Origin of the sequence: Aeromicrobium sp. YIM 150415 (assembly GCF_016918125.1) — a bacterium.
Lineage (GTDB): Bacteria > Actinomycetota > Actinomycetes > Propionibacteriales > Nocardioidaceae > Aeromicrobium > Aeromicrobium piscarium.
The window spans coordinates 1-24,036 of the sequence record NZ_JAERWM010000024.1; the positions used below are offsets into that span (position 1 = coordinate 1).

At 68.8% G+C, this 24,036-nt stretch carries 26 protein-coding genes; 18 read left to right on the forward strand and 8 right to left on the reverse strand.

Annotated features, from left to right (window positions below; all coding sequences use genetic code 11):
* Window positions 1–215 precede the first annotated feature (215 nt).
* The 10 genes from JL108_RS15115 to JL108_RS15160 all read left to right on the forward strand — a co-directional run bounded on the left by JL108_RS15115 (window position 216) and on the right by JL108_RS15160 (window position 8,363).
* Entirely contained in the window at window positions 216–1,253 is a 1,038-nt protein-coding gene (locus JL108_RS15115) for a zinc-dependent metalloprotease (RefSeq protein ID WP_205199042.1), read from the forward strand.
* Window positions 1,254–1,258: 5 nt separating this feature from the next.
* Entirely contained in the window at window positions 1,259–2,218 is a 960-nt protein-coding gene (gene tilS / locus JL108_RS15120) for a tRNA lysidine(34) synthetase TilS (protein ID WP_205199043.1), read from the forward strand.
* 4 nt (window positions 2,219–2,222) lie between these two features.
* Complete coding sequence (gene hpt / locus JL108_RS15125) at window positions 2,223–2,777, forward strand: hypoxanthine phosphoribosyltransferase (RefSeq protein ID WP_087625197.1); 555 nt, start codon at window positions 2,223–2,225, stop codon at window positions 2,775–2,777.
* Window positions 2,778–2,800: 23 nt separating this feature from the next.
* Window positions 2,801–4,804, forward strand: coding sequence for an ATP-dependent zinc metalloprotease FtsH (ftsH, locus tag JL108_RS15130; RefSeq protein ID WP_205199044.1), 2,004 nt, complete (start codon window positions 2,801–2,803; stop codon window positions 4,802–4,804).
* A gap of 118 nt (window positions 4,805–4,922) precedes the next feature.
* Window positions 4,923–5,486, forward strand: a complete 564-nt coding sequence (gene folE, locus JL108_RS15135; RefSeq protein ID WP_143913072.1) for a GTP cyclohydrolase I FolE — start codon at window positions 4,923–4,925, stop codon at window positions 5,484–5,486.
* A gap of 58 nt (window positions 5,487–5,544) precedes the next feature.
* Window positions 5,545–6,351, forward strand: a complete 807-nt coding sequence (gene folP / locus JL108_RS15140) for a dihydropteroate synthase (RefSeq protein ID WP_205199107.1) — start codon at window positions 5,545–5,547, stop codon at window positions 6,349–6,351.
* Window positions 6,348–6,785 carry a nuclear transport factor 2 family protein gene (locus JL108_RS15145; RefSeq protein WP_143913071.1) on the forward strand — a complete coding sequence of 146 codons (438 nt, stop codon included), beginning with the start codon at window positions 6,348–6,350 and terminating at the stop codon, window positions 6,783–6,785. The genes folP and JL108_RS15145 overlap by 4 nt, the downstream gene beginning before the upstream one ends.
* 11 nt (window positions 6,786–6,796) lie before the next feature.
* Window positions 6,797–7,207: a dihydroneopterin aldolase gene (gene folB / locus JL108_RS15150; protein WP_240191130.1), complete on the forward strand. Its 411-nt coding sequence runs from the start codon at window positions 6,797–6,799 to the stop codon at window positions 7,205–7,207.
* Window positions 7,208–7,312: 105 nt separating this feature from the next.
* On the forward strand, window positions 7,313–7,876 hold the full coding sequence (gene folK, locus JL108_RS15155) for a 2-amino-4-hydroxy-6-hydroxymethyldihydropteridine diphosphokinase (RefSeq protein ID WP_205199045.1): 564 nt from the start codon (window positions 7,313–7,315) through the stop codon (window positions 7,874–7,876).
* 7 nt (window positions 7,877–7,883) lie between these two features.
* Window positions 7,884–8,363 carry a DUF3180 family protein gene (locus tag JL108_RS15160; protein WP_205199046.1) on the forward strand — a complete coding sequence of 160 codons (480 nt, stop codon included), beginning with the start codon at window positions 7,884–7,886 and terminating at the stop codon, window positions 8,361–8,363.
* Between the two features lie 78 nt (window positions 8,364–8,441).
* On the opposite strand, the gene JL108_RS15165 is transcribed toward JL108_RS15160, so the two are convergent.
* On the reverse strand, window positions 8,442–10,082 hold the full coding sequence (locus JL108_RS15165; protein ID WP_205199047.1) for a DUF885 domain-containing protein: 1,641 nt from the start codon (window positions 10,080–10,082) through the stop codon (window positions 8,442–8,444).
* Window positions 10,083–10,135: 53 nt separating this feature from the next.
* Here JL108_RS15165 and JL108_RS15170 point away from each other — a divergent pair, with 53 nt between their 5' ends.
* Both JL108_RS15170 and JL108_RS15175 read left to right on the forward strand, forming a co-directional pair.
* On the forward strand, window positions 10,136–10,483 hold the full coding sequence (locus tag JL108_RS15170) for a sterol carrier family protein (RefSeq protein WP_205199048.1): 348 nt from the start codon (window positions 10,136–10,138) through the stop codon (window positions 10,481–10,483).
* A 38-nt stretch (window positions 10,484–10,521) separates the two neighbouring features.
* The gene (locus tag JL108_RS15175) at window positions 10,522–11,232 is read left to right on the forward strand and encodes a lytic murein transglycosylase (RefSeq protein ID WP_143913067.1); all 711 of its coding nucleotides are present in this window, start codon (window positions 10,522–10,524) and stop codon (window positions 11,230–11,232) included.
* Between the two features lie 126 nt (window positions 11,233–11,358).
* Here the strand turns inward: JL108_RS15175 and JL108_RS15180 are convergent, their stop codons facing one another.
* Together JL108_RS15180 and JL108_RS15185 are read right to left on the reverse strand one after the other, a co-directional pair.
* Entirely contained in the window at window positions 11,359–11,814 is a 456-nt protein-coding gene (locus JL108_RS15180; RefSeq protein ID WP_205199049.1) for an SRPBCC family protein, read from the reverse strand.
* Window positions 11,815–11,886: 72 nt separating this feature from the next.
* On the reverse strand, window positions 11,887–13,455 hold the full coding sequence (locus JL108_RS15185) for a long-chain-fatty-acid--CoA ligase (protein ID WP_205199050.1): 1,569 nt from the start codon (window positions 13,453–13,455) through the stop codon (window positions 11,887–11,889).
* 155 nt (window positions 13,456–13,610) lie between these two features.
* Between JL108_RS15185 and purF the strand changes: the two genes are divergently transcribed.
* The 3 genes from purF (at window position 13,611) to JL108_RS15200 (ending at window position 16,524) form a co-directional block, all read left to right on the forward strand.
* Window positions 13,611–15,101, forward strand: coding sequence for an amidophosphoribosyltransferase (gene purF, locus JL108_RS15190; RefSeq protein WP_205199051.1), 1,491 nt, complete (start codon window positions 13,611–13,613; stop codon window positions 15,099–15,101).
* 76 nt (window positions 15,102–15,177) lie between these two features.
* On the forward strand, window positions 15,178–16,236 hold the full coding sequence (gene purM / locus JL108_RS15195) for a phosphoribosylformylglycinamidine cyclo-ligase (RefSeq protein WP_205199052.1): 1,059 nt from the start codon (window positions 15,178–15,180) through the stop codon (window positions 16,234–16,236).
* Window positions 16,237–16,347: 111 nt separating this feature from the next.
* Window positions 16,348–16,524, forward strand: a complete 177-nt coding sequence (locus tag JL108_RS15200) for a DUF3073 domain-containing protein (protein WP_143913062.1) — start codon at window positions 16,348–16,350, stop codon at window positions 16,522–16,524.
* A gap of 19 nt (window positions 16,525–16,543) precedes the next feature.
* Here the strand turns inward: JL108_RS15200 and JL108_RS15205 are convergent, their stop codons facing one another.
* Together JL108_RS15205 and JL108_RS15210 are read right to left on the reverse strand one after the other, a co-directional pair.
* On the reverse strand, window positions 16,544–17,605 hold the full coding sequence (locus JL108_RS15205; RefSeq protein WP_205199053.1) for a Glu/Leu/Phe/Val dehydrogenase: 1,062 nt from the start codon (window positions 17,603–17,605) through the stop codon (window positions 16,544–16,546).
* Window positions 17,606–17,909: 304 nt separating this feature from the next.
* Window positions 17,910–19,982: an MMPL family transporter gene (locus JL108_RS15210; protein ID WP_205199054.1), complete on the reverse strand. Its 2,073-nt coding sequence runs from the start codon at window positions 19,980–19,982 to the stop codon at window positions 17,910–17,912.
* Window positions 19,983–20,006: 24 nt separating this feature from the next.
* Between JL108_RS15210 and JL108_RS20295 the strand changes: the two genes are divergently transcribed.
* From JL108_RS20295 to JL108_RS15225, 3 genes are all read left to right on the forward strand, one after another.
* Complete coding sequence (locus JL108_RS20295; protein WP_205199055.1) at window positions 20,007–20,492, forward strand: MarR family transcriptional regulator; 486 nt, start codon at window positions 20,007–20,009, stop codon at window positions 20,490–20,492.
* A 36-nt stretch (window positions 20,493–20,528) separates the two neighbouring features.
* Window positions 20,529–21,104, forward strand: coding sequence for a dienelactone hydrolase family protein (locus JL108_RS15220; protein ID WP_205199056.1), 576 nt, complete (start codon window positions 20,529–20,531; stop codon window positions 21,102–21,104).
* A 245-nt stretch (window positions 21,105–21,349) separates the two neighbouring features.
* A complete protein-coding gene (locus tag JL108_RS15225; protein ID WP_143913057.1) occupies window positions 21,350–21,646 on the forward strand; it encodes a WhiB family transcriptional regulator in 297 nt (98 codons plus the stop codon).
* 219 nt (window positions 21,647–21,865) lie between these two features.
* On the opposite strand, the gene JL108_RS15230 is transcribed toward JL108_RS15225, so the two are convergent.
* The 3 genes from JL108_RS15230 to JL108_RS15240 form a co-directional block, all read right to left on the reverse strand.
* Entirely contained in the window at window positions 21,866–22,216 is a 351-nt protein-coding gene (locus JL108_RS15230) for a TraR/DksA C4-type zinc finger protein (protein ID WP_205199057.1), read from the reverse strand.
* Between the two features lie 4 nt (window positions 22,217–22,220).
* Window positions 22,221–22,784 (reverse strand): Dps family protein, encoded by a 564-nt coding sequence (locus tag JL108_RS15235; RefSeq protein WP_143913055.1) that lies wholly within the window; start codon window positions 22,782–22,784, stop codon window positions 22,221–22,223.
* Between the two features lie 217 nt (window positions 22,785–23,001).
* Window positions 23,002–23,991, reverse strand: coding sequence for a nitronate monooxygenase family protein (locus tag JL108_RS15240; RefSeq protein ID WP_205199058.1), 990 nt, complete (start codon window positions 23,989–23,991; stop codon window positions 23,002–23,004).
* Window positions 23,992–24,036: the final 45 nt, after the last annotated feature.

The following is a 24,036-nucleotide window of genomic DNA, read 5'->3' on the forward strand; positions in this document are numbered from 1 at the left end:
GGGGTTGGTCACCCCCCGGGCGCGTGGCGGGGGGGGGGGGGCGCCCCCCCCCCCGGGGGGGGGGGGGGGGGGGGGGCCCCCCCCCCACCGCCCTCCGCTGGGCCCGGTGTCGGTGGTTCAGGGCTCATCGGGATGGTTGGTGATTCACCGCCCTGGGGTCCCACTGCGGCTCCGTTTTCGCGATGTATCGGGCACGAGTCGATACGGTAGGCGCCATGATCGACTGGAAGCTCGCGCAGAGCACCGCGAACCGCTTCATCAAGCCCGGCCCTGAGCTGGATTCGGCCGAGGTCGCCGAGGTGGTCGATGAACTGCGGGCCGCGGCGCGACGCTCGGTCGCCCCCGTCGCGAGCTACACCGGCCTGGTGGCCGACGCCGCCTCACCCGTGCTCGTGGTCGACCGTCCGCGGTGGGTCGAGGCGAATCTCTCCACGTTCTCGCGGATCATGGAGCCGGTCGTCACCTCGCTCACCGCCGAACGTGAGCCGTCGCCGGCCGCTCGTGCCGTCAGCGCCAAGGCCTCGGGGGTCGAGCTCGGGGCGCTGATGGCCTTCCTGTCCGGCAAGGTGCTCGGGCAGTTCGATCCCTTCCACGTCGACGGCGGTGTCGGCGGGCGGCTGCTGCTCGTGGCGCCCAATATCGTCCACGTCGAGCGGGAGCTCGGTGCCGATCCGAGCGACTTCCGCCAATGGGTGTGCCTGCACGAGGAGACCCACCGGGCCCAGTTCACCGGCGTGCCGTGGATGCGCGGACACCTGCAGGGGCTGCTCGACGAGTTCATCGACGCCACCGATACGTCCGAGGGTGCGGTGAGCGCGCTGGTGACCGAGGCACTGCCCGAACTCGTGCGGATCATCCGCGGCGAGTCCGACAAGTCGCTCTCCGACCTGTTCCAGAACGAACGGCAGAGCCGGATCGTCGACCAGATGACCGGCCTCATGTCCCTGCTGGAGGGGCACGCCGATGTGGTCATGGATGCCGCGGGGCCGGATCTGATCGGCTCGGTGGCCAGCATCCGTCGCAAGTTCGACAAGCGTCGCTCGCAGGGCACGGGTCTCGCCAAGATCCTGAGACGTCTGCTCGGACTGGAGGCGAAGATGCGGCAGTATCGTGACGGCGCGGTGTTCGTCCGTAACGTCACCGATCGGGTCGGTGCGGACGGATTCGCGGCCGTCTGGTCCGAGCCCGCGCATCTGCCGACGAAGGCCGAGATCGACGACCCCGCGCGCTGGATCGCCCGCGTCCACGGCTGACGACCATGCCGGGACGTCTCGATCCGGTCGTCGCCCGGGCCCGCTCGCTCGTGCGCGCAGCCCTCGAGGACGACCCGCGCCCGGTCATCGTCGCCCTCTCCGGAGGTGCCGACTCGCTCGCGCTGACTGCGGCCACCGCCTTCGTCGCGGAGCGGATGGCGCGCCCGCTGCGGGCTGTGGTCGTCGATCACGGACTGCAGGAGGCGTCGATCGAGGCCGCCCGTGTCGCGGCGAGTGCGGCGCATTCCCTGGGTGTGGCGGCCGAGGTGATCGAGGTCGAGGTCGACCCGGCCGATCCGCGCGGCATGGAGGCGGCCGCGCGCGAGGCGCGGTACGCGGCCCTCGAACGGGCCGCGGCCGACGATGACGCGCAGGTGCTGCTGGCCCACACGCTCGACGACCAGGCCGAGACGGTGCTGTTGGGGCTCGGCCGCGGATCGGGGGCGCGGTCGCTCGCCGGCATGCCCGGACGCCGGGGCCGGCTCGTGCGTCCCTTGCTCCCGCTGCGCCGGGCCGACACGGAACGGATCTGCCGGGCCCACGACCTCGACTGGTGGAGCGACCCTCACAATGCCGATCCGCGGTTGCGACGAGCACGTGTACGCCACGAGCTGCTCCCGCTGATGGAGGAGATCCTCGGTGGGGGAGTCGCGCAGGCGCTCGCCCGCACCGCCGATCTGCTGCGCGCCGACGCCGACGCCCTCGATGCTGCCGCCGACGACGCGATGACCGATGGCGTCGAGGCGCTCATCGCACTCGCTCCAGCGGTCCGTTCGCGGGTTCTGCGACGCGCGGCCCTCGCCGCCGGGGCGCGACCGGGGGAGCTCACCGCCGCGCATGTCGACGAGATCGACGCCCTCGTCACGCGGTGGCACGGGCAGCGGCGGGTCGAGCTGCCGGGTGGTGTGAGCGCGGTGCGCGTGGGGAACCGGCTCCGATTCGTTCCCACGCCTGTGGCAGGCTGAGCCCGTGGACGTCGAACACGTAGAGAGTGACATCGACCGGACCAAGCCCCTCTATACCGAGGACGAGATCCAGGCACGCCTCGCCGAGATGGCGCGCCAGATCGAAGCCGACTATGAGGGTGAGGACCTGCTGCTCGTCGGCGTCCTCAAGGGTGCCGTCATGGTCATGGCCGACCTGTCGCGGGCGTTGAACCGGCACGTCGAGATCGACTGGATGGCGGTCTCCTCGTACGCCGGCACCCGTTCCTCGGGCGTGGTGCGCATTCTCAAGGACCTCGACACCTCCTTGGAGGGGCGTCACGTCCTGATCGTCGAGGACATCATCGACACCGGCCTGACGCTCTCGTGGCTGGTCGCCAACCTGCGATCGCGCGGCCCGGCCTCGGTCGAGGTGGCCACGCTGTTGCGCAAGCCCGAGGCGCTGGAGATCCCCGTCGACGTCAAGTACGTCGGCTTCGACATCCCCAATGCCTTCGTCATCGGCTACGGACTCGACTTCAACGAGCAGTACCGGAACTTGCGCAGTATCGGCACACTGGCTGAGCACGTCTACTCCTGAGTGAACGGACACCCCCGCGCCACATGAACGTCAAACGTCTCTTCAAGGGCCCCTGGCTCTGGATCATCCTCATCACCGTCGTGGTGCTGGTGGTGATCAACTTCTCCTCGGGCGCGGACGGGTACAAAGAGGTCAAGACGGCCACCATGGTCAAGCACTTCGACGACCAGGACATCCACGACGTGACCTTCGTCGAGGGCGACCAGGAGATCCGCGCGACCCTCAAGGGCAAGGACGAGGAGCAGATCAAGTCCACCTGGCTCGGCGACCAGCAGAGCAGTGACCTCGTCAAGCTGGCTCAGCAGCAGGTCGACGACGGCGACATGGACTCCTACAACGTCGAGGTGCCGCGCAGCAATCCGCTGCTCTCGCTGCTCGGCACGATGCTGCCGCTGCTGCTGTTCCTGCTGCTCTTCTTCTGGATCATGATGTCGATGCAGGGCGGCGGCGGCCGGGTCATGCAGTTCGGCAAGTCCAAGGCGAAGGTCATGAGCAAGGACACGCCGAAGACCACGTTCTCGGACGTGGCGGGTGCCGACGAGGCGATCGAGGAGCTCGGCGAGATCAAGGAGTTCCTCGCCGAGCCCGCCAAGTTCCAGGCCGTGGGTGCCAAGATCCCCAAGGGCGTGCTGCTCTACGGTCCCCCGGGCACCGGCAAGACGCTGCTCGCTCGCGCTGTGGCCGGTGAGGCCGGTGTGCCGTTCTACTCGATCTCGGGCTCGGACTTCGTCGAGATGTTCGTCGGCGTGGGCGCCTCGCGCGTGCGCGACTTGTTCGAGCAGGCCAAGGAGAACGCACCGGCGATCGTCTTCATCGACGAGATCGACGCCGTCGGACGCCATCGCGGCACCGGCATGGGCGGCGGCCACGACGAGCGGGAGCAGACGCTCAACCAGTTGCTGGTCGAGATGGACGGCTTCGACGTCCGCGGCGGTGTCATCCTCATCGCGGCCACGAACCGTCCCGACGTGCTGGACCCGGCGTTGCTGCGGCCAGGACGATTCGACCGGCAGATCGGCGTCGAGGCGCCCGACCTGGACGGTCGCACGCATATCCTCACGGTCCATTCGCGCGGCAAGCCGATGGGACCGGATGTCGACCTCGCGGCCGTGGCGCGGCGTACCCCCGGCTTCTCCGGTGCCGATCTGGCCAATGTCCTCAACGAGGCAGCGCTGCTGACGGCTCGCAACAACCAGAGCGTCATCGACAACGCCGCCCTCGACGAGGCCATCGATCGCGTCATCTCCGGCCCGCAGAAGCGCACCCGCCTGATGAACGAGCACGAGCGTCTCGTCACCGCCTATCACGAGGGCGGACACGCGCTCGTGGCCGCCGCGCTGCCGCAGAGCGATCCGGTGCACAAGATCACGATCCTGCCGCGCGGCCGCGCCCTCGGCTACACGATGGTGCTGCCCGATGAGGACAAGTACTCCCAGACCCGCGCGGAGCTGCTGGACAAGCTCGCCTACATGCTCGGTGGCCGCGCTGCCGAGGAGCTGGTCTTCCACAATCCGACCACGGGTGCGGGCAATGACATCGAGAAGGCCACCGGCCTGGCTCGCGCGATGGTCACGCAGTACGGCATGAGCTCGCGCGTCGGCGCCATCAAGTACGGCGAGGACAACTCCCAGCCCTTCCTCGGCCGCGACCTCGGCAGCACGCGCAACTACTCCGAGCACATCGCCGCGACCATCGACGATGAGATCTCCGTGCTGATCGAGCGTGCGCATCAGGAGGCCTTCGACATCCTCGCGGAGAACCGCGACGTCCTCGACGCCCTCGTCGAGGAGCTGATGGAGAAGGAGACCCTGGACAAGGCGCAGGTCGCTCGGATCTTCGAGCCGCTGCGGCGCAGGGACATCCGGCCGGCGTGGACGGGCTCCGACAGCCGTGTGCCCGATCAGCGTCCGCCGGTCGTCATCCCGGCGAGTACCGGTGAGGAGCCCGCGCAGGAGCGCGACTCCGGGCAGGTCATCGCCCCCGACTCCGGTCCCGACGCCCCCGCTCCGCAGGACCCGGAGTCATGACCGAGCGCGACTCCGCCGCCCGTGGTCTCGCTCCATCGCGGCGGTGCTACTCGCCCAGCGATCGCTCGGCGACCGACGCGTATCGAGACCACGTAGCCCTGCACGAGGCGGTACAGGCATGAGTGTCGATCTGCCCCGCGCCGAGGCCGCGGTCCGCGAGCTGCTGCTGGCGGTGGGGGAGGATCCCGACCGCGACGGTCTGCGTGACACGCCGGCGCGGGTCGCGCGGTCGTATGCCGAGCTGCTGAGCGGAATGGACCAGGACCCCACCGATGTCCTGACCGCCGTCTTCGAGGTCGGCCACGACGAGTTCGTCCTCGTCAAGGACATCGAGCTGTGGTCGATGTGCGAGCACCACCTGGTGCCGTTCTTCGGCGTGGCGCATGTCGGCTACATCCCCGGCGAGGGCGGCAACGTGACCGGGCTGTCCAAGCTCGCCCGTCTCGTCGACGTGTATGCCCGTCGTCCGCAGGTGCAGGAGCGGCTCACCACGCAGATCGCCGATTCTCTCGTCGAGGTCCTCCATCCGGCCGGTGTCATCGTGGTCCTGGAGGCCGAGCACCTCTGCATGACCATGCGCGGGGTGCGCAAGGGCGGTGCGCGCACCGTCACCAGCGCGGTGCGCGGCCAGCTGCGCGACTCGGCCACCCGGGCCGAGGCCATGCAGCTCATCACCGCGTAATCTGACCGGCGTGACCCTCCGCCTGCCCGGTCTCCCTGCCTGGGACCGCTGCGCCGTCATGGGCGTCGTCAACGTGACCCCGGATTCCTTCTCCGACGGCGGACGATGGTTCGACACCGACACGGCGATCGCGCACGGACACGAGCTCATCGAGCAGGGCGCCGACATCGTGGACGTCGGGGGCGAGTCCACTCGCCCAGGGGCCGTGCGTGTCGATGCCGAGGAGGAGCAGCGGCGAGTGCTTCCGGTGATCCGTGCGCTGTCCGCCGCCGGCGCCGTCGTCTCGATCGACACGATGAATGCCGACACCGCGGAGCGGGCCCTGTCGGCGGGGGCGCGGATCGTCAACGATGTCTCCGGGGGGCGTGCCGACGCGCGGATGACCGCCGTCGCGGCGATGGCTCGTGTGCCCTTCGTCGTGATGCACTGGCGCGCGCATTCGGCGCAGATGCAGCAGCACACGCGCTACGAGGATGTGGTGGCCGATGTGACCGAGGAGCTGCTGGGGCAGCTGGACGATGCGGTGGCCGCGGGGATCGACCCCGCGAACATCATCGTCGATCCCGGTCTCGGCTTCTCCAAGACCGGTGACCAGAACTGGGAGCTCCTGGCGCAGCTCGAGGCCTTCACCGCGCTGGGCCATCCGTTGCTGGTGGCCGCGAGCCGCAAGCGATTCCTGGGCGATGTGCTCGCCCGCGATGGCGTGCCACGGCCCACCGACGAGCGCGAGGACGCGACGGTGGCGCTCACGACCCTCGCCGCACTCGCCGATGCCTGGGCGGTGCGCGTGCACGCCCCCCGGCCGTCCGCCGATGCGGTGCGGGTCGTGCGACGGTTGCGCCAGGCTGAGAGGCTGGAGCAATGAGGAGCGTCGAGGAGCAGGTGGTCGCCGCGCATCGCGCGTTCTACGATGCGGTCGAGACTGCGGACTTCGATCTCATGAGCTCACTGTGGGCCGACGATCCCGGGGTGAGCTGCGTGCACCCGGCGGCGCACCCGCTCTACGGCACCGAGAAGGTGCTGCGTAGCTGGGCGGTCTTGATGGCCCAGATCGACTACATCCAGTTCTTCCTCACCGATATCGAGGTGACGACCTTCCCCTCATCGGACGATCCCCAGACGGCCTTGGTGGTCTGCACCGAGAACATCCTGTCCGAGGGCGAGAGCATCGAGTCGTTCACCGGCGGATCGGCGGTCTGCTCCAGTGTCCTGGTGCGCGACGGCGGACAGTGGAGGTTCTGGTCGCGGCACGCGTCGCCGGTGGCGGTGGTGGAGCCGGGCGACGAGGCGGAGGCATGAGCGACGGAGGCATGAGCGAGCGGAGCGAGGCATTGGACCGCATCACTCTGACGGGTATCCGAGCGGTGGGTCATCACGGGGTCTTCGATCACGAGAGGCGCGAGGGACAGCCCTTCCTGGCCGATGTGGTCCTGTGGCTCGACCTCGCTCCGGCGGCCCGCACCGGCGATCTGGAGGCCACGGTCGACTACGGGACCCTCGGGCAGCAGGTGCACGATGTGCTCGCCGGCGAGCCGGTCGATCTGATCGAGACGGTCGCCGAGCGGATCGCCGACGTCGGCCTCGGACACGCGGGAGTGCATCGGGTCGAGGTGACCGTTCACAAACCGCAGGCGCCGATCCCGGTTCCGTTCGGCGACGTCGCGGTGACGGTCGTCCGCTCCAGGACGCACCCGACACAAAGTGCATCGCCCTCCGTATAGTGAACATGAGTCCTGCGTTCTGCAGGCCCCGCCGGGGTCCTGCCCACGCGGGGCCGGCCCGCGGCGGTGCTCGCGCATCGTCGATACGACAGAGTGGAGTAGCTAGTGACCGAATCGCCCACGCCGTACGTTCTCGACGCGGACACGATGACCGGAGGCATGCGTCCCATCCGGCAGGCCGTCCTGGCGATCGGGTCGAACCTGGGTGATCGTGCCGGCCGCCTACAGGGCGCCGTCTCGGCACTCGAGGACACCCCGGAGGTCACGGTCGTGGCGATCTCGTCCGTGTACGAGACCGAGCCGGTCGGGGCTCCGGAGGAGTCCGGCAAGTTCCTCAATGCCGTCGTGCTGATCGACACGACGCTCACCGTGCACACGCTCCTCGACCGTGCCCTCGCGATCGAGGACGCCTTCGGGCGCGAGCGCGGCGAGCCGGGAGCCCCCAGGACCCTCGACGTCGACATCATCGTCGTCGGTGACCGCATCGCCGATGACGATCAGCTGACATTGCCGCATCCCCGGGCACACGAGCGCGGCTTCGTGCTGGTGCCCTGGCTCGAGGTCGACCCCGAGGGAGAGATCCCGGGGCACGGGTTCGTGGCCGATCTGATCGGCGATGTCGACACCTCGGGTGTGGCCAAGCGCGAGGACGTCGAGATCATCCTGTGACACCACGATGAGGCGTGCCCGTCGCAGTTCTGCGCTGTATGTCACGGTGCTCATCGCCGTGGGCGCGATCGTCGGCCGTCTCATCCCGCCCCTCGCGGTGCGTTTCGAGGGGCAGTCTCCTCGTCCGGACTGGACGGCGGCCGTGCTGTTGGCGGCCGGTGCGGCAGTGGTGGGCGTGCTCGCCTGGTCGACCTGGCAGTCATTGCACAAGAAGAAGCTGCGGATCAATGCCGACCGGGCGATCCAGCTGCTCGCGGTGGCGAAGTCGTGTGTGCTCGTCGGCGGCGTGTTCAGCGGCGGTTACGCGGGCTTCGTCCTCGCCTATGTCGGGGTGAGCAGCGAACTTGCCCGGGAACGCCTGCTGCACGGTGGCGCCGCCGCTGTCGCCGCTCTCCTGCTGCTGGTGGCAGCCCTCCTCCTCGAGCGGGCCTGCCAGCTGCCTGGCGACGATGACGAGTCCAAGGACACCGCCACCTCCCCAGCCTGACCCTCCGGGTCCGACTTTTGCCGGGTTGTGGCCCTCGAGACGCGCTCAAAAGGGCCACAACCCGGCAAAAGTCGCGCGTCAGCGGAGGAGGGACGCTCGCAGGGTGCTGAAACCGACGCTGCCGAGGGCGAGCGCATCGGCGTGGAAGCGCTTGAGATCGGTTCCGTGGCGGCTCGTCCAGTCCGACCGCAGCCTCTCCCACTCGCGCTGCCCGACCTTGTAGGACGGTGCCTGTCCGGGCCAGCCGAGGTAGCGATTGGCCTCGAAGCGCACGAAGCCGTCGTTCATGTTCACGTGCCGGGCGAGGAACGGGTAGGCGTCGTCACCGGTCCAGATGCCGCTCCCATCCGGCTTGGGAAGCTCGAGGTGAACACCGATGTCCAGGACCACGCGGGCGGCGCGCATGCGCTGTCCGTCCAGCATGCCGAGTCGGTCGGCCGGCGTGGTGAGATAGCCCAGCTCGTCCATCAGCCGCTCGGCGTAGAGCGCCCAGCCTTCGCCGTGGCCGGAGTTCCAGTTGAAGCGGCGCCACGAGTTGAGCCGGTCGCGGTGCATCGCGGCCGTACCGAGCTGCAGGTGATGGCCGGGCACGCCCTCGTGGTAGACGGTCGTGAGCTCGCGCCAGGTGTCGAAGCGGGTGACACCCTCCGGGACGCTCCACCACATCCGGCCGGGACGCGAGAAGTCCTCGCTCGGCGGCGTGTAGTAGATGCCACCTTCGTCGGTCGGGGCGATCAGGCATTCCAGGCGGCGCAGCGGGGCCGCGATGTCGAACTGGGTGGCTCCCAGCTCCTCCACGGCCTCGTCGCTCACCCGCTGCATCCACGCCTGGAGGGCATCGGTGCCGTCGAGGCACATCGCCGGGTCGCTCTCCAGGTGGGCGATCGCCTGCTCCACGGTGGCGTCTGGAAGGATCTGCTCGGCGATCGCCTCCTGCTCGGCGACCATTCTGTTCAGCTCCTCCACACCCCAGGCGTAGGTCTCCTCGAGGTCGATCTCGATCCCGACGAACTCGCGAGAGGCGAGGGCGTACGCATCGCGGCCCACGGCATCGCGCGGTGTCGCGTGGGGAGCCAGCTCGTGTTCGAGGAAGCCGGCCAGTCGCTCGTAGGCGTCCATGGCCTCGCGTGCCGCATCGTCCAGCTCGTTCCTGAGACCCTCTGGTCCGCGTGCGGCGAGTGCCGCGAAGAAGCCCTCCGGGGAGGTGAGCTTACGGGTCTGCGCGAGGACGGCGGTGACCTGCCGGATCGCCGGCGTGGTGCCGGCCGCGATGCCCGTCTCGAGGGAAGCGAGGTAGCCGTCCATCGCCGCGGGGAGGTGGCGCAGCCGGGTGGCGACGTGCTCCCAGTCCTCGGTCGTCTCGGTGGGCATGAGGTCGAATACCTCGCGCAGCGACTGCGCCGGGGAGGCGATGACGTTCAGGTCGCGCTGCCACAGGCCGGCGTCGTGCGCCTCGACGGCGAGCTCCGCGGTACGGACGAGTTCGGCGTGGGTGACTTCGTCGACCTCGTCGGTGATCTCGGTGGCAGCGGCGGCAGCGAGCACCGAGCTCGCGGCATCGGCACGCGCGGTGTGCCCGTCGGGGGACAGGTCACTGTACTGACCCTCCCGTCCGGGACGTCCCAGCTCCACGTGGAGCTCCGGCGAGAGCTCCAGCAACGTGTCCATCCAGGTTTCGGCTACCCGGTCCATCGGCGTCGGGGTGCGTCCGTCGTTCATCCCCCGAGCCTAGAGCGCTCCTCAACTCGTTGAGTGGTGGCTAGGGTGGTGGGGTGGCCCGCCAACTCACTCCGCTTCCCGCCGCGGAGTTCCGGTCGATCTGCGCGCGCATCGACGAGGGCTCGGCCGACCGCTCGGACCTGAAGGCGGCGACCAAGCACCTGCTCGCCCTCCTGGTGCAGCGCGCGCCCGGCACGAGCGTGGAGGTGCGGGTGCCGCCCTTCGCCGCGGTTCAGTGCATCCCCGGTGCGCGGCACACGCGCGGCACGCCCCCGGCTGTCGTGGAGATGACTGCCGAGACCTGGATCGCGCTCGCCCGCGGTTCTCTCGAATGGGCCGATGCTCCGGTTCGTGCCAGCGGAGAGCGCTCGGACATCAGCGGTTATCTGCCGTTGATCTGAGGATCTCACCGGTTGCCGAGACTCGTTATTTTCGAGGCATGTCCTTCCCCTCGCGCGCGGCCTTCGCCGCTGCCGTCGCAGCGCTGACACTCGCTGCCTGCGGTCCCGACCGTCCCGAGTTCACCGGGCCCGCGGGCACGCCGCAGCAGGCGCCCCCGGCCGAGGCTCCCGCGACGGACGCGCTGAGCGCTCAGGCCGATCCCGCATGGGTCGAGCAGGTCGCCGCCGACACGGAGATCCCCTCGCGCGTGGTGGCCGCCTACGCGGGGGCGGATCTGCGAGTGCGAGCCGAGGGAGGCTGCTCGGTCGGGTGGAACACGCTCGCGGGTATCGGCCGGATAGAGAGCCGTCACGGTACGATCTTCGGCGGTCGCATCGGCGATGACGGGCGGGCGACGAGCGACATCATCGGCATCCCGCTCGACGGGACCAATGAGACGTTGGCGATCGAGGACACCGACGGCGGAGTCCTCGACGGGGACACCGAGTGGGACCGCGCCGTCGGGCCGATGCAGTTCATCCCCGAGACCTGGGAGCGTTGGGGCGCCGCTGCCGACGGTGACGGGCCGGGCGATCCGCAGAACATCGACGATGCCGCCCTTGCCGCGGCCCGCTACCTGTGCAGCGTGGGCGAGTCGGGCCTGGACGCCGAGCAGGACTGGATCGCGGCGGTGCGGACTTATAACAACTCGCGCGACTACCAGTTCGATGTCGCGGCGGCTTCGCAGGAGTACAGCCACCACGGTTGAGACCGGAAGGCGCGACCCGGTCTCTGCCCGCGGGTGGTGCAAACCTGCCGACGAGTGGTGCAGATCCGCCTCTCGAGGCGAATCTGCACCACTCGCGGGATCGGTGTCGGGGTGCCGAGCCTGGGGTCAGGCCGGGGACTCGACGAGGCCCGCGATCCGGTCGAGGGTCGCCTGCATCGCCTTCCGCGTCGACCGGGGCATCTGGCCGCGACGCAGGAAGACGCGCTGCTTGTCCTGGCCGATATCCCACGTCTCGCGGACATGCGTGCCGCCCTCGACGGGCACCAGCTCGTACTTCCAGATCCGTCCGCCGATGAGTCCGCCGAGGCCCGTGGTCTGCCAGGCGATCACCTCGTCGGGCTCGAACATCACGACGGTGTTGACCGTCGTATAGGGCAGACCCTGCTTCATCGACATGCCGAATCGTGACCCGAGGCGCAGCGGCTCGGACGTGCCGCGGAGGGCTCGAACGGTTCCAGAGCCGTCGAAGGAGGGATGCGCGGCGGCATCGGAGAGCAGGGCGAAGATGCGCGGTGCGGGCGCCGCGATGACCCGTTCGGCGCTCACAGTGTTGCCGTCCATGGTTCATCTGACCACGAGCCCGCCCGCCGCGCAGGATGACGCGGCGGGCGGGCTCCCGGACGGGTGTGAGGGTCAGATCTGGCGGTCCCGATCGGCCCAGAAGGGCTTGCGCAGATCGCGCTTGAGGATCTTGCCGGACGGATTGCGCGGCAGCACGTCCACGATGTCGATGCTCTTGGGCGTCTTGTAGCCGGCGAGCCGCTCACGGGTGAAGGCGATCAGCTCCTCGCCGGTGGCCTGCTGATCGGGGAGCAGCGCCACGACGGCCTTGACGGACTCGCCCCAGGTGTCATCGGGTACGCCGATGACGGCGGCCTCCGCGACGGCCGGATGCTCGGTGAGCACGCGCTCGACCTCCGGCGAGTAGACGTTCTCGCCGCCCGTGATGATCATGTCCTTGGCGCGATCGTCGACGAAGACGAAACCGTGCTCGTCGACACGACCGACATCGCCGGTGCGCAGCCAACCGTCCTCGGTGAGCAGCGCGGCGGTCGCCTCGGGCTTGCCGAGGTAGCCGGTCGTCGCCTGCGCGCTGCGGAACCAGAGCTCGCCGGGCTCGCCGACGGGGACATCGGCGCCGCTCGCCGGATCGACGACGCGCACCTCGGCGTTGGCGACCGGCTTGCCGGCCGACAGCAGCCGCTCGGGATGATCGGGGTCGCGGTGATCCTGGTCATCGAGGATCGTGATGACGCCCGCGAGCTCGGTGAGTCCGTAGACCTGGTGGAACTGCGTCGACGGCCAGTGCTCGATCGCCCCGCGGAGGATCGGTAAGGGCATCGGCGCCGCGCCGTACACGAAGTGCTTGAGACCGCGGAAGATCTTCATCGCCTCCGGTCCGGCGTTGAGGAGCCCGGCCACGACGGCGGGCACCAGGAACACATGCGTCACACCCGCCTGCGCGGCGGCGAGCAGCGCCGCGGGCTCGACCTCGCGGATGATGTACCCCGGAGTGCCGGTGGCCACGCCGAACAACGCATACGAGGTGCCTCCCACATGGAACATCGGCATCGCGATGAGCATCATGTCGGCATCGGGGTCGTAGGCGATGTCGCCCATCGCATTGCGGGTGTGCTCGATGAGATTGCGATGGCTGAGCTGAACGCCCTTGGGGCGGCCGGTGGTGCCGGAGCTGTACATGACGACCGCGGTGTCGTCCGCCGAGACTCCCGGCTGCGCGTCCACCGGTTCGGCCCCGGCGATCCACTCCTCGAACGCGTCGGCCTCGCCGCCGACGACGATGATGCGCTCCACCGTCGTCAGGCGATCGCGCATCGCGAGGACCTGGTCGGCCAACTCATGACCGACGAACAGCACGCGGGCACCGGAGTCGTTGACGGTGTAGTCGATCTCATCGGGGGCGAGACGCCAGTTGACGATCGCGACCGCGGAGCCGAGGAGCGCCCCGCCGAGCAGGACCTCGAGGATCGCCGGATTGTTCTTGTCGACGAAGGCCACTCGGTCGCCATGTCCGATACCGGACGCGCGCAAGGCGCCGGCGATGCGGCGGACCTCCTGCCACGCCTCGGCCCAGGTCCACGTGCGGTCGCCGTAGATCCAGCAGGTCGCATCCGGCCGGGTCTCGGCCTGAGCGGCGAGGAACTCCGGCAGCAGAGTGGCATCGGGCAGGGTCGTGGGCATGGCGCGCTCCCGTCGCTTGGTGATGTGGATCACAACACTAACCCGTGGGGGTGACGCCGTCCGGATGTCGAGAAGGCGTTCCAATTGCCGGGCGGGGGGCCGGGCACGGGGCCGGAGTTCGCTTCCGAGCCGGGTGGGCCCGTAGACTGGTTCTCGTGCCTCGTGGAGACGGTCGCCTCACTCACGACATCGACCCTCAGGACGTCGGACCCCAAGATGCCTGTGGCGTCTTCGGTGTCTGGGCGCCGGGTGAAGAAGTCGCCAAGCTCACCTATTTCGGTCTGTACGCGTTGCAGCACCGAGGCCAGGAGTCCGCGGGCATCGCGGTGAGCAACGGCCGGCAGATCCTCGTCTACAAGGACATGGGCCTCGTCTCGCAGGTCTTCGACGAGGCCACCTTGGAGTCGCTGGTGGGCGAGGTCGCGATCGGACACGCGCGCTACTCGACCACCGGGGCGAGCGTGTGGCACAACGCGCAGCCCACCTTCCGTCCCACGGCTACCGGCTCGGTCGCGCTCGGTCACAACGGCAACCTGACCAACACCCACGAACTGGCCGAGTTCCTCACGGAGCGGCTCGAGGCCGAGGGACAGAAGTCCAAGGAGGCCGCGACGAGCGACACCTCGGTGATGGCCAGCCTCCTCGCCTCCTACCCCGACCGATCGGTCGAGGACGCCGCGTTGGAGATCCTGCCGCGCCTGCGGGGTGCCTTCTCGCTGGTCTTCATGGACGAGCGCACGCTCTACGCGGCGCGCGATCCCCAAGGCATCCGTCCCCTCGTCCTGGGGCGTCTGGACAGCGGCTGGGTCGTGGCCAGCGAGACGGCGGCACTGGACATCGTCGGCGCCTCCTATATCCGTGAGATCGAGCCCGGCGAGTTCGTGGCGATCGACGGCGACGGTGTGCGCAGCGAACGATTCGCCGCCGCCGAGCCGAAGGGCTGCATCTTCGAGTACGTCTACCTCGCGCGTCCCGACACCACGATCGCGGATCGCCGGGTGTTCACCGTGCGCTCGGGCATCGGCCGCAAGCTCGCGCAGACCGCCCCGGTCGAGGCCGACCTGGTCATCCCGGTTCCCGAGTCGGGCACGCCCGCGGCGATCGGCTACGCCGAGGAGTCCGGCATCCCCTTCGGCCACGGGCTCGTCAAGAACTCCTATGTGGGCCGCACGTTCATCCAGCCCTCGCAGACCATTCGGCAGCTCGGCATCCGGCTCAAGCTCAATCCGTTGCGCGATGTCATCGCCGGCAAGCGGCTCGTCGTGGTCGACGACTCGATCGTGCGTGGCAACACGCAGCGCGCCCTGGTACGGATGCTGCGCGAGTTCGGTGCGGCCGAGGTGCACGTCCGCATCTCCAGCCCGCCGGTCAAGTGGCCGTGCTTCTACGGCATCGACTTCGCCTCGCGGGCCGAGCTCATCGCCAATGGCGCCTCGGTCGACGAGATCTGCCGCTCCATCGGCGCGGACTCGCTCGCCTACGTCGAGCTCGACGATCTCGTCGCCGCCACCGACGTGCCCAAGGACAATCTCTGCCGCGCCTGCTTCGACGGCATCTACCCGGTGCCGCTGCCCGAGGACGATCTCATCGGCAAGCACCTGCTCGAGAACCCTGACACGACTCAGCTGAAGGTGCTGCCCTCATGACCGAGCGAAGCGAGGGAACAATGAACACCTCATGCCGGCGCCTGCGTATCGTGGGCCTCTTCTGGCAGGTGGCGGCATGACGACCGGACGTTCCACCTCCTACGCGGACGCCGGGGTATCGGTCGCCGAGGGCGATCGCGCCGTCGAGCTGATGAAGCTGTGGGTCGCCAAAGCCACCCGACCTGAAGTGGTCGGCGGCATCGGCGGCTTCGCCGGGCTCTTCGACGCCTCGGCGCTGAAGGACTACGACCGACCGCTGCTGGCGTCCTCGGCCGATGGCGTCGGCACCAAGGTCGCTATCGCGCAGCGCATGGACCGCCACGACACGATCGGCTTCGATCTCGTCGGCATGCTGGTCGACGACCTCGTGGTGTGCGGCGCCGAGCCGCTGTTCCTGACGGACTACATCGCCTGCGGCAAGGTCGTCCCCGAGCGCATCGCCGATATCGTCAAGGGCATCGCGATGGCCTGCGCGGAGACCGGCACCGCGCTGGTGGGCGGCGAGACCGCCGAGCATCCCGGTCTGCTCGGGCCCGACGAGTACGATGTGGCGGGCTCGACCACGGGCGTCGTCGAGGCCGATCGGCTGCTGGGCGCCGACCGGGTCCGCGACGGCGATGTCGTCATCGCGATGGCCTCCTCGGGTCTGCACTCGAACGGCTACTCGCTCGTGCGCCGGGTCTTCTTCGACATCGCCGGGTGGGAGCTGGACCGCGAGGTCCCCGAGTTCGGGCAGACCCTCGGCGAGGAGCTGCTCACCCCGACGCGCCTCTACACCAAGCCCTGTCTCGCCCTCGCCGACGCGGTCGAGGTGCACGCGATGAGTCACATCACCGGCGGCGGCCTCGCGGCGAACCTGGCTCGTGTCGTGCCCGCCTCGGTGTCGGTGCGATTGGATCGTTCGTCGTGGACTCCGCCCGCGGTGTTCTCCGTGGTCGGAGAGCTCGGAGGCATCGCGACCGAGCACCTCGACGAGGCGCTGAACATGGGCGTGGGCATGGTGGCCGTGCTGCCCGCGGAGGTCTCCGATGAGGCGATCTCGTTGCTCGCGCGGCACGGGATCGACGCCTGGCAGCTGGGCGAGGTGGGGGCCGCTGGAGCCTTCGGAGCCGGCGGCGAGGTCGTCTTCGCCTGAGATTCCGGCCGTACACGCGCCGATAGCGACCCGGTGCGACATTTCTTGTCGACATTGGCTAGGGTGGAGTCACGATTTATTGACTATTCCTGTGCGAGGGGGTCGAGCCTTATGGGCCGCGGCCGTGCAAAAGCCAAGCAGACAAAGGTTGCACGCGATCTCAAGTACCGTACCTTCGAGCCGGACTTGGAGGATCTGCAGCGCGAACTCCACGGCGAGTCGGGCGATCCGATTCCCGACCAGTACGCGGACTTAGCCGACAAGTTCGAGGGTCCCGCGGCGTCGTGACGCCGCGGCCTCGTCGTCCTCACACTCTGATCTGAGCCAGCCGGCCGATCTGCGCCATGCGCTCCTCGGCCAGTCGGTCGGCGGCGATCGAGGGCGCGATGTTCTCCCGGGCGGCTTGATCGAGTACCGCCATCGTGGTGTCGAAGATCCTGCTCGCGCGGGACTTCGCCCGGTCGAAGTCGAATCCCTCGAGTTCGTCGGCGACCTGGATCACTCCGCCGGCGTTGACGCAGTAGTCGGGCGCGTAGGTGATGTCACGGTCCGCGAGCAGCTTCTCGACCCCTTCGTGGGCGAGCTGATTGTTGGCGGCGCCGCAGACGATCGAGGCGGAGAGTGCGGCGACGGTGTCGTCGTCCAGCGCGCCACCGAGTGCGCACGGCGCGTAGATGTCGAGATCGCCGGCGATGAGGGCCGCGTCGGACTCCGCGACCTCGATCGGGTAGTCGGCACGCAGCGCTTCGATGGCGGCGGTGTCGACATCGGTCACGATGACATGCGCGTCCTCTTCGATCAGATGGCGGACGAGGTGACGTCCGACCTTGCCGACTCCTGTGACGCCGATCGTGCGGCCGGCCAGGCGAGTGTCTCCCCAGACGTGCTGCGCACTGGCGCGCATGCCCTGGTACACGCCGTAGGCGGTGAGTACCGAGGAGTCTCCCGCACCGCCGTGCTCGACGGTACGGCCGGTGACGTAGTGGCATTCGCGGGCGATGACGTCCATGTCGGCGCTGAAGGTGCCGACATCGCACGCGGTGTAATAGCGGCCGTGCAGGGTCTCGACGAACCGTCCGTACGCGCGCAGCAGCGTCTCGGTCTTGACCTGATGGGGATCGCCGATGATGACCGCCTTGCCGCCGCCGAGGTCGAGTCCGGCGAGAGCGTTCTTGTACGCCATGCCCTGACTGAGGTTGAGGACATCGGCGATCGCGTCCTGCTCGGAGGCATAGGGGTAGAAGCGGGTCCCACCCAATGCGGGGCCGAGGGCGGTCGAGTAGATGGCGATGATCGCCTTGAGCCCGCTGGGCTCGTCCTGGCAGAAGACGACCTGCTCGTGGCGGTGGCCGAAGGCTGACACGGTCATGGGGCTCTCCATTCGTCCGTTCCGGTGCGATATCGCGGGGGTGGTGCGATATCGCCGTGACCCACCTGGTGGTGCGGGCCTCCCTGTGATCGTAGTCACCTGTGCAGCCAGGCGACAGCGGACCCGCTGACAGGCGGCCCACCCCACCGGCGCGCGAGCGGTGACCTACGCACGTCTCGACTACGGGGGCGGTGGGGTACGCACGTCTCGAGCGTGGCGAGGGGTGTCTATCTCACCGCCCACTGGGTCGTGAGGTGCGTAGGTCACCGCCCGGCGAGGTGGCGAAAGATCGGTGCCGCCCGGTTCAGCGCGCGTGCCGCGGTCGCGAGAGCGCGCTTGGCCACCAGAAGCGGCGACCGCACAGCCGCACGAGCGCCGGCGTGACGATGCTGCGGACGACGACGGTGTCCAGCAGCACGCCGAAACCGACGATCACACCGAGCTGGGCCAGCAGCACGAGCGGAAGCACCCCCAGCACGGTGAACACGGCGGCCAGCAGGATCCCGGCGCTCGTGATGACGCCGCCGGTAACGGCCAGGGCGGTGACGATCGACCCGGTGGAGTCGCCCGTCGCGCGCATCTCTTCTCGGGCTCGCACCGTCAGGAAGATGTTGTAGTCCACGCCGAGGGCGACCAGGAAGATGAAGGCCAGCAGCGGTGTCGAGACATCCGTGGCCGACCATCCGAAGACCCCGTCGAAGAGCCACCACCCGACGCCGAGGGCGGACAGATAGGACAGGACGGTCGAGGTGCTGAGGAGCAGCGCGGCCACGATAGAGCGCAGCACGATGAGCAGCATCGCCAGCACGATGACGAGCACGATGGGGATGATGAGGGCACGGTCGTGGCTGGCGGCGGTGCGCTCGTCGAGTGCTTGGGCGTCCGGACCGCCGACGAGCGCGTCGGGGTCGACATCGTGAACGGCGCTGCGGAGGGCGCGGATCTCGTCGATCGCGTCGTCCGACTCCGGTTCGGCCTCGATGATGACGGTCACCTCGGCGACATCGCTCGTGCTCTGACCGGGTGTGGCGCTCTCGACGCCTCCGGTCTGTTGCGCGGCGGACACGACGGCGTCGACCTTGTCCTCGCTGGTGGCGATACGGGTGGGCGAGGACGTGCCGGCGGGGAAGGCTGCGCTGAGGGTCTTCTGCGCCGTGATGGACTCGGGGGTGTCGAGGAACTGCTCGTCCTGGCCGAGCCCGGTACGCAGCGACAGCACGCCCGAGGCCATGGCGATGAGGAGGGTCAGGGAGACCACGAGTACCGGCCAGGGTCTGGCCGTCACGAACCGTCCCACGCGGAACCACCAGCCACGATGGCTCGGGTCCTCGTCGCCGTGGCCGGGCACGAAGGGCCAGAACAGCCAGCGGCCGGGGATCGTCATCGCGGCGGGCAGCACCACGAGGGCGAAGGCGACCGCGACCGCGATGCCGATGGCACCGGACATGCCGATACGGCTCACGAAGGGCGAATCGGCGACCAGCAGCGCCAGGAGCCCGAGGATGACGGTGCCCGAGCTCGACAGGATGGCGGGCGAGGCCGCGCTGACGGCATCGCGCATCGCCGCGTGGCGAGACCCGTGGCGTCTGAGCTCCTCGCGATAGCGGGCGATCAGCAAGAGCGCGTAGTTGGTGCCCGCCCCGAAGACGAGGACCGAGGTGATGCCGGTGGTGGATCCGTCGATGGGGAAGTCGAACCAGGCGGAGAAGGTGTCGACGACCTTGGCTGCCACGCGGTCGCCGATGCCGATGACGGCGAGGGGCACGATCCAGAGCCAGGGACTGCGGTAGGTCACGATCAACAGCACGGCGACCACCGAGGCGGTGGCGATGAGCAGGCGGGCGTCGGCGCCGTCGAAGACCGCGCCGAGGTCGGCGAAGACCGCGGGTGCTCCCGTGACCTGTGCCGAGACGCCCTCGGGGAGATCGGCCGAGGCCGTGTCGCGGATGGTGCTGACGATGGCGTCGTTGTCGGTCGAGGACAGTCCGGTGGGGACGGGAACGGCTTGCAGGGCGACGGTGCCGTCGGAGGAGGGGATCGGTGGGCTGACCTCGACGTCCAGTTCCCGCGCGAGATCGCTGCCGCGCTCGGCGATGGCGGCCAGGTCCTGTTCGGTCAGCGGGTCCTCGCTGGAGTAGACCACGAAGGCGGGGGCGTCTCCGGATTCGGGGAGCTGCGCGAGGGCCTCCTCGGCCAGGGCCGACTCGGCGTCGTCGGGAAGATTCGATCCCGCCTCTGAGCCGGTGGTGGGATCCGGTGCGAATGCCATGATGGCACCGGCGACGACCAGCCCGATGAGGAGTACCGCGACGGAGCGGCCTCGGCCCACCAGGTGAGCGAGCGGGAAGGTTTTATTTCGCTGATCGAAATGTTCCACGATGGAAAGAGTAGACTGCTGAACGTGAATCCGCACAGTGACCCGTCCGTCCAGGCGCGATACGAGGTGGTGCGAGGCGTGCAAGGCCTGTCGGCCGCGGCGCTGCGATTCATCGATCGCGAGGGATCGTCCCGGGGTCTGCACCGCTCCGACCTACAGGCGCTGCACGCACTCGATGAAGCGGGCGGAGCTGCCATGAGCCCCTCGGAGATCGCGCGGGCGTTGTCACTCAGTCCCTCCGCGACGACCACCCTCCTCGACCGTCTCGAGCGAGCGGGGCACGTGGATCGGACGCACGCCGTCGACGACCGCCGCCGGGTCAACGTGACCATGACAGCCTCCGCCGGAGCCGAGGCGCGCTCCATGTTCCTTCCGCTCGCGGAGGCGATGATGACGATGATGGACGATTTCGAGGACGAGGAGATCGCCGTGGTCGGCCGTTTTCTGGCGGCAGCCCGGCAGACGATCGACGACATGGGTATGGGCTCGGGGTCCGCCGGCTCCGAGTGATCTGCGGCACGCGCCGCGCGGCTCTACCGTGAAGGTATGGCCGAGCTCGTCGTCTTCCACCATGTCCAGGGACTGACTCCCGGTATCGAGTCCTTCGCCGAGAGTCTTCGGGAGGCGGGTCACGTGGTGCACGCGCCGGACCTGTTCGAGGGGCGGCGCTTCGACTCGCTCGAGGCCGGCCTGGCCTACGTTCAGCAGATCGGTTTCGCCGAGGTGATCGCCCGCGGGGTCGCCGCTGTGGAGGAGTTGCCCCAGGAACTCGTCTACGCCGGCTTCTCGCTCGGTGTCCTCCCGGCCCAGCTGTTGGCGCAGACGCGGCCCGGAGCGCGTGGTGCGTTGCTGATGTATGCCTGCGCACCGGTCGCCGAGTTCGGCGACCGGTGGCCCGAGGACGTCCCCGTGCAGATCCACGCGATGAACAACGATGCCGAGTTCATCGGCGCCGATCTCGAGGCGGCGCGAGAGCTGGTCGCGCAGGCCCGCGAGGCGGAGCTGTTCCTCTACCCGGGCAGCGAGCACCTCTTCGCCGACAGCAGTCTCTCCGACTACGACGAGGCCGCTGCGGCGTCTCTTCTGGAGCGGGCCCTGGAGTTCGCGCGAACAGCGGGTTGAGTGGGTTCGCCTGCGCGATGAACAAGTTTTGAGCGGTGGGTGAATGCCGGGAGCCCGTCCATCATCTCATATGGTGGACGGGCTTTTTCGTTGAAAAAACAGATTTTCATGGGGATTGTGGACCTCCGGGTGGGACGGGGCGGCGAAGAAGTGATTTGCCAACTTGTTCAGATGTGAGTAGGTTTTGAACAAGTTCTTCACAGCACGCTCATCTTCTGTACCCGCGACGCACCAAGGAGCTCCCCATGGCGAACCTGACTCGACTTCCGATGCCGATCCAGGAGTCCTACGACTGGCAGTACGAGGGTGCGTGCCGCGATGTCGACGTCGAGCAGTTCTTCTCGCCGGAGCGTGAGAGGGGAGCCAAGCGCGATGCTCGCGAGGCGGCCGCCAAGTCCTACTGCGCACGGTGCCCCGTGGTGGACGCCTGCCTGCAGCACGCCTTGTCGGTCCGTGAGCCGTACGGCGTGTGGGGCGGCATGACGGTGCGCGAGCGCGAGGAGCTGATGGCGGGACGCTCGGTCGGGGAGACCGCAGCCTGACGGTGCCGCGGGGTTCATCGCCCGCAACGACGGAGGGCCCGGGACGAACAGTGTTCGTCCCGGGCCCTCCGTCGTGCTACAGGGTGCGCTCGGTAGCCGGTGCCGCGTGGGGAGGTGGGAGAGGGCGAGCCGGCGACGCGTGGGCCTTCACGGCGGATGTCGCCGGGGTCGAGACCTTCGAGGGAAGGACGCGTCCCCGGCGAGGATCCTCGATGCGCATCAGGCCGCGAGGCGGGTGGCGCAGGGGACACAGCGAGTCGCCCGAGGGAGCGCCTGGAGCCGCTCGATCGGGATGCTCTCGGTGCAGTCCTGGCACTGGCCGTAGCCCTCGGTGCTCATGAGCTCCAAGGCGCGGGCGGTGTTGTCGAGCAGCAGCTGGATCTGCCCGGCGCGGCTGTTGTTCTCCGCCATCGATTCCGCCGCGAAGGCACGATCGACCTCGTCGACCAGTTCGCGTCCCTCGGCTGAGGTGACGACGGACAGCTGTTGCAGCGACTCCAGCTCCGCGGTGAGCTGATTCTGGCTCGTGGTGAGCGCCATGCGGAGCGTGTCCAGGTGCTGCTGGTTCATCGCCTCACGCTTCCTTCGCGCCTTCAGAGGCGGCCGCGGCCGCGGACTCCTCGCTGGTGGCGTCCGCCGTCGAGAGCTGACCACCGGTGTTCTCCAGGTGCGCGCGGATGAACCAGTGGAACAGCTCGAGCTGCTGGGTCTGCGCGATGATCATGTCCTCGGTCATCGGGTCGATGTCGGCCACCGCTGCCTGGGCCTTGCGATGATCCTCGATGACGCCGATGTAGACCTCGTCGAGTGCTCCCAGATGCTCGTTCGTGGTGGCGCGATCGAGGGAGTAGTCGTTCCACGTCCGTCCTTCGACGATGGCCGACGGTGTGCCCTTGGGCGCGACGCCGAGGGTGGCGATGCGCTCGGCGGTCTCGTCGACCGCATCGCGGACCTCGACCACATGCGGGTCGATCATCTCGTGGACGGCGATGAAATGCGGTCCGACGACGTTCCAGTGGACGTGTTTGAGAGTGAGCGCGAGATCGTTGAGCGCATTGAGGCGATCCTGCAGGATCGCGGCGACCTTCTCGCCTTCGGCGAGGGTGAGTCCGGGAATCGTGTAGCGCGGGGTGGGCATCCTGTCTCCTCTCCAGTGGTGGCAGATCCCGGACGGTGGGCCGGGGACCTGTCGCTCACGCCGGCGGCCGGGGTAGCCGGCTGCGGGGCGTGAAAGTTGTTCACAACTTGTGCACTTCCCACTCTGGCAGAGCCGTGCCGGTGTGCAAGCCGAGGAGTTCGACCACCCGTTGAGTGTGGTGAGGTGCCCCACACTCAACGGGTGGCGGGGTGGTCGATCAGGAGGTGAACTCGCGGAGGCGGGTGTCGAGCGCCTCGCGGGCCTCGCCGTACTCGCGGGCCAGCCGGCCCACCAGCTCGTCGACGCTCACGACGGCATCGACGCTGCCGATGCCCTGGCCGGAGCCCCAGATGTCCCGCCACGCCTTGGACGGGGAGGAGCTGTCGTCCGACGAGCCGAAGCTCATCGCCGAGGGATCCGATGTCGCGAGATCGTCCGGATCGAGTCCGGCCGCGGTGATGCTGCCGCGCAGGTAGTTGCCATGGACGCCGGTGAACAGGTTGGAGTAGACGATGTCCGCCGCGCTGGACTCGACGATCATCTGCTTGTAGTCGTCGACCACATTGGCCTCGCGGGTGGCGAGGAAGGCCGAGCCGACATAGGCGAAGTCGGCGCCCGCGGCGAGGGCCGCGAGGATCGAGCGGCCGTGGGCCATCGCGCCGGACAGCAGCAGCGGCCCGTCGAACCAGGAGCGGATCTCCTGCACGAGCGCGAAGGGCGACTGGGTCCCGGCGTGGCCGCCGGCGCCGGCCGCGACGGCGATGACGCCGTCGGCGCCCTTCTCGATCGCCTTCCGCGCGAAGCGGTCGTTGATGATGTCGTGGAGCACGATGCCGCCATAGGAGTGGACGGCCTCGTTGACCTCTTCACGGGCGCCGAGCGAGGTGATGACGATCGGCACCTGGTGCTCGATGATCGTCGCCATGTCCTCATCGAGGCGGTTGTTGGAGCGGTGGACGATCTGATTGACGGCGAAGGGCGCGACCGGCCGTTCGGGGTGCGCGGCGGAGAACTTGGCATTCGACTCGCTGATCTGGTGGAGCCACTCGTTCAGCAAGCTCGCCGGGCGGGCGTTGAGCGCGGGGAACGCGCCGATCACTCCGGCCTGACACTGAGCGCTCACCAGCTCGGGTCCTGATGCGATGAACATCGGAGAGGCGACGACCGGGAGCGTCAGCGGGCGGCGCAGGATATCGGGCAGGGCCATGGGTCCTCCTGGGACGACGGGCGAGAGCGGTCTCGCGTCGACAGC

Coding starts and splice junctions, on each gene's coding strand:
- JL108_RS15220 (WP_205199056.1), top strand. CDS start 20,529: ATGGCCGAGCTCGTCGTCTTCCACCATGTCCAGGGACTGACTCCCGGT.
- JL108_RS15175 (WP_143913067.1), top strand. CDS start 10,522: ATGTCCTTCCCCTCGCGCGCGGCCTTCGCCGCTGCCGTCGCAGCGCTG.
- folB (WP_240191130.1), top strand. CDS start 6,797: ATGAGCGAGCGGAGCGAGGCATTGGACCGCATCACTCTGACGGGTATC.
- purM (WP_205199052.1), top strand. CDS start 15,178: ATGACGACCGGACGTTCCACCTCCTACGCGGACGCCGGGGTATCGGTC.
- JL108_RS15145 (WP_143913071.1), top strand. CDS start 6,348: ATGAGGAGCGTCGAGGAGCAGGTGGTCGCCGCGCATCGCGCGTTCTAC.
- JL108_RS15165 (WP_205199047.1), bottom strand. CDS start 10,082: ATGAACGACGGACGCACCCCGACGCCGATGGACCGGGTAGCCGAAACC.
- folP (WP_205199107.1), top strand. CDS start 5,545: ATGGGCGTCGTCAACGTGACCCCGGATTCCTTCTCCGACGGCGGACGA.
- JL108_RS15200 (WP_143913062.1), top strand. CDS start 16,348: ATGGGCCGCGGCCGTGCAAAAGCCAAGCAGACAAAGGTTGCACGCGAT.
- JL108_RS15160 (WP_205199046.1), top strand. CDS start 7,884: ATGAGGCGTGCCCGTCGCAGTTCTGCGCTGTATGTCACGGTGCTCATC.
- tilS (WP_205199043.1), top strand. CDS start 1,259: ATGCCGGGACGTCTCGATCCGGTCGTCGCCCGGGCCCGCTCGCTCGTG.
- JL108_RS15235 (WP_143913055.1), bottom strand. CDS start 22,784: ATGCCCACCCCGCGCTACACGATTCCCGGACTCACCCTCGCCGAAGGC.
- folE (WP_143913072.1), top strand. CDS start 4,923: ATGAGTGTCGATCTGCCCCGCGCCGAGGCCGCGGTCCGCGAGCTGCTG.
- ftsH (WP_205199044.1), top strand. CDS start 2,801: ATGAACGTCAAACGTCTCTTCAAGGGCCCCTGGCTCTGGATCATCCTC.
- JL108_RS15225 (WP_143913057.1), top strand. CDS start 21,350: ATGGCGAACCTGACTCGACTTCCGATGCCGATCCAGGAGTCCTACGAC.
- JL108_RS15115 (WP_205199042.1), top strand. CDS start 216: ATGATCGACTGGAAGCTCGCGCAGAGCACCGCGAACCGCTTCATCAAG.
- JL108_RS15180 (WP_205199049.1), bottom strand. CDS start 11,814: ATGGACGGCAACACTGTGAGCGCCGAACGGGTCATCGCGGCGCCCGCA.
- JL108_RS15185 (WP_205199050.1), bottom strand. CDS start 13,455: ATGCCCACGACCCTGCCCGATGCCACTCTGCTGCCGGAGTTCCTCGCC.
- JL108_RS15205 (WP_205199053.1), bottom strand. CDS start 17,605: ATGACCGTGTCAGCCTTCGGCCACCGCCACGAGCAGGTCGTCTTCTGC.
- JL108_RS15230 (WP_205199057.1), bottom strand. CDS start 22,216: ATGAACCAGCAGCACCTGGACACGCTCCGCATGGCGCTCACCACGAGC.
- JL108_RS15240 (WP_205199058.1), bottom strand. CDS start 23,991: ATGGCCCTGCCCGATATCCTGCGCCGCCCGCTGACGCTCCCGGTCGTC.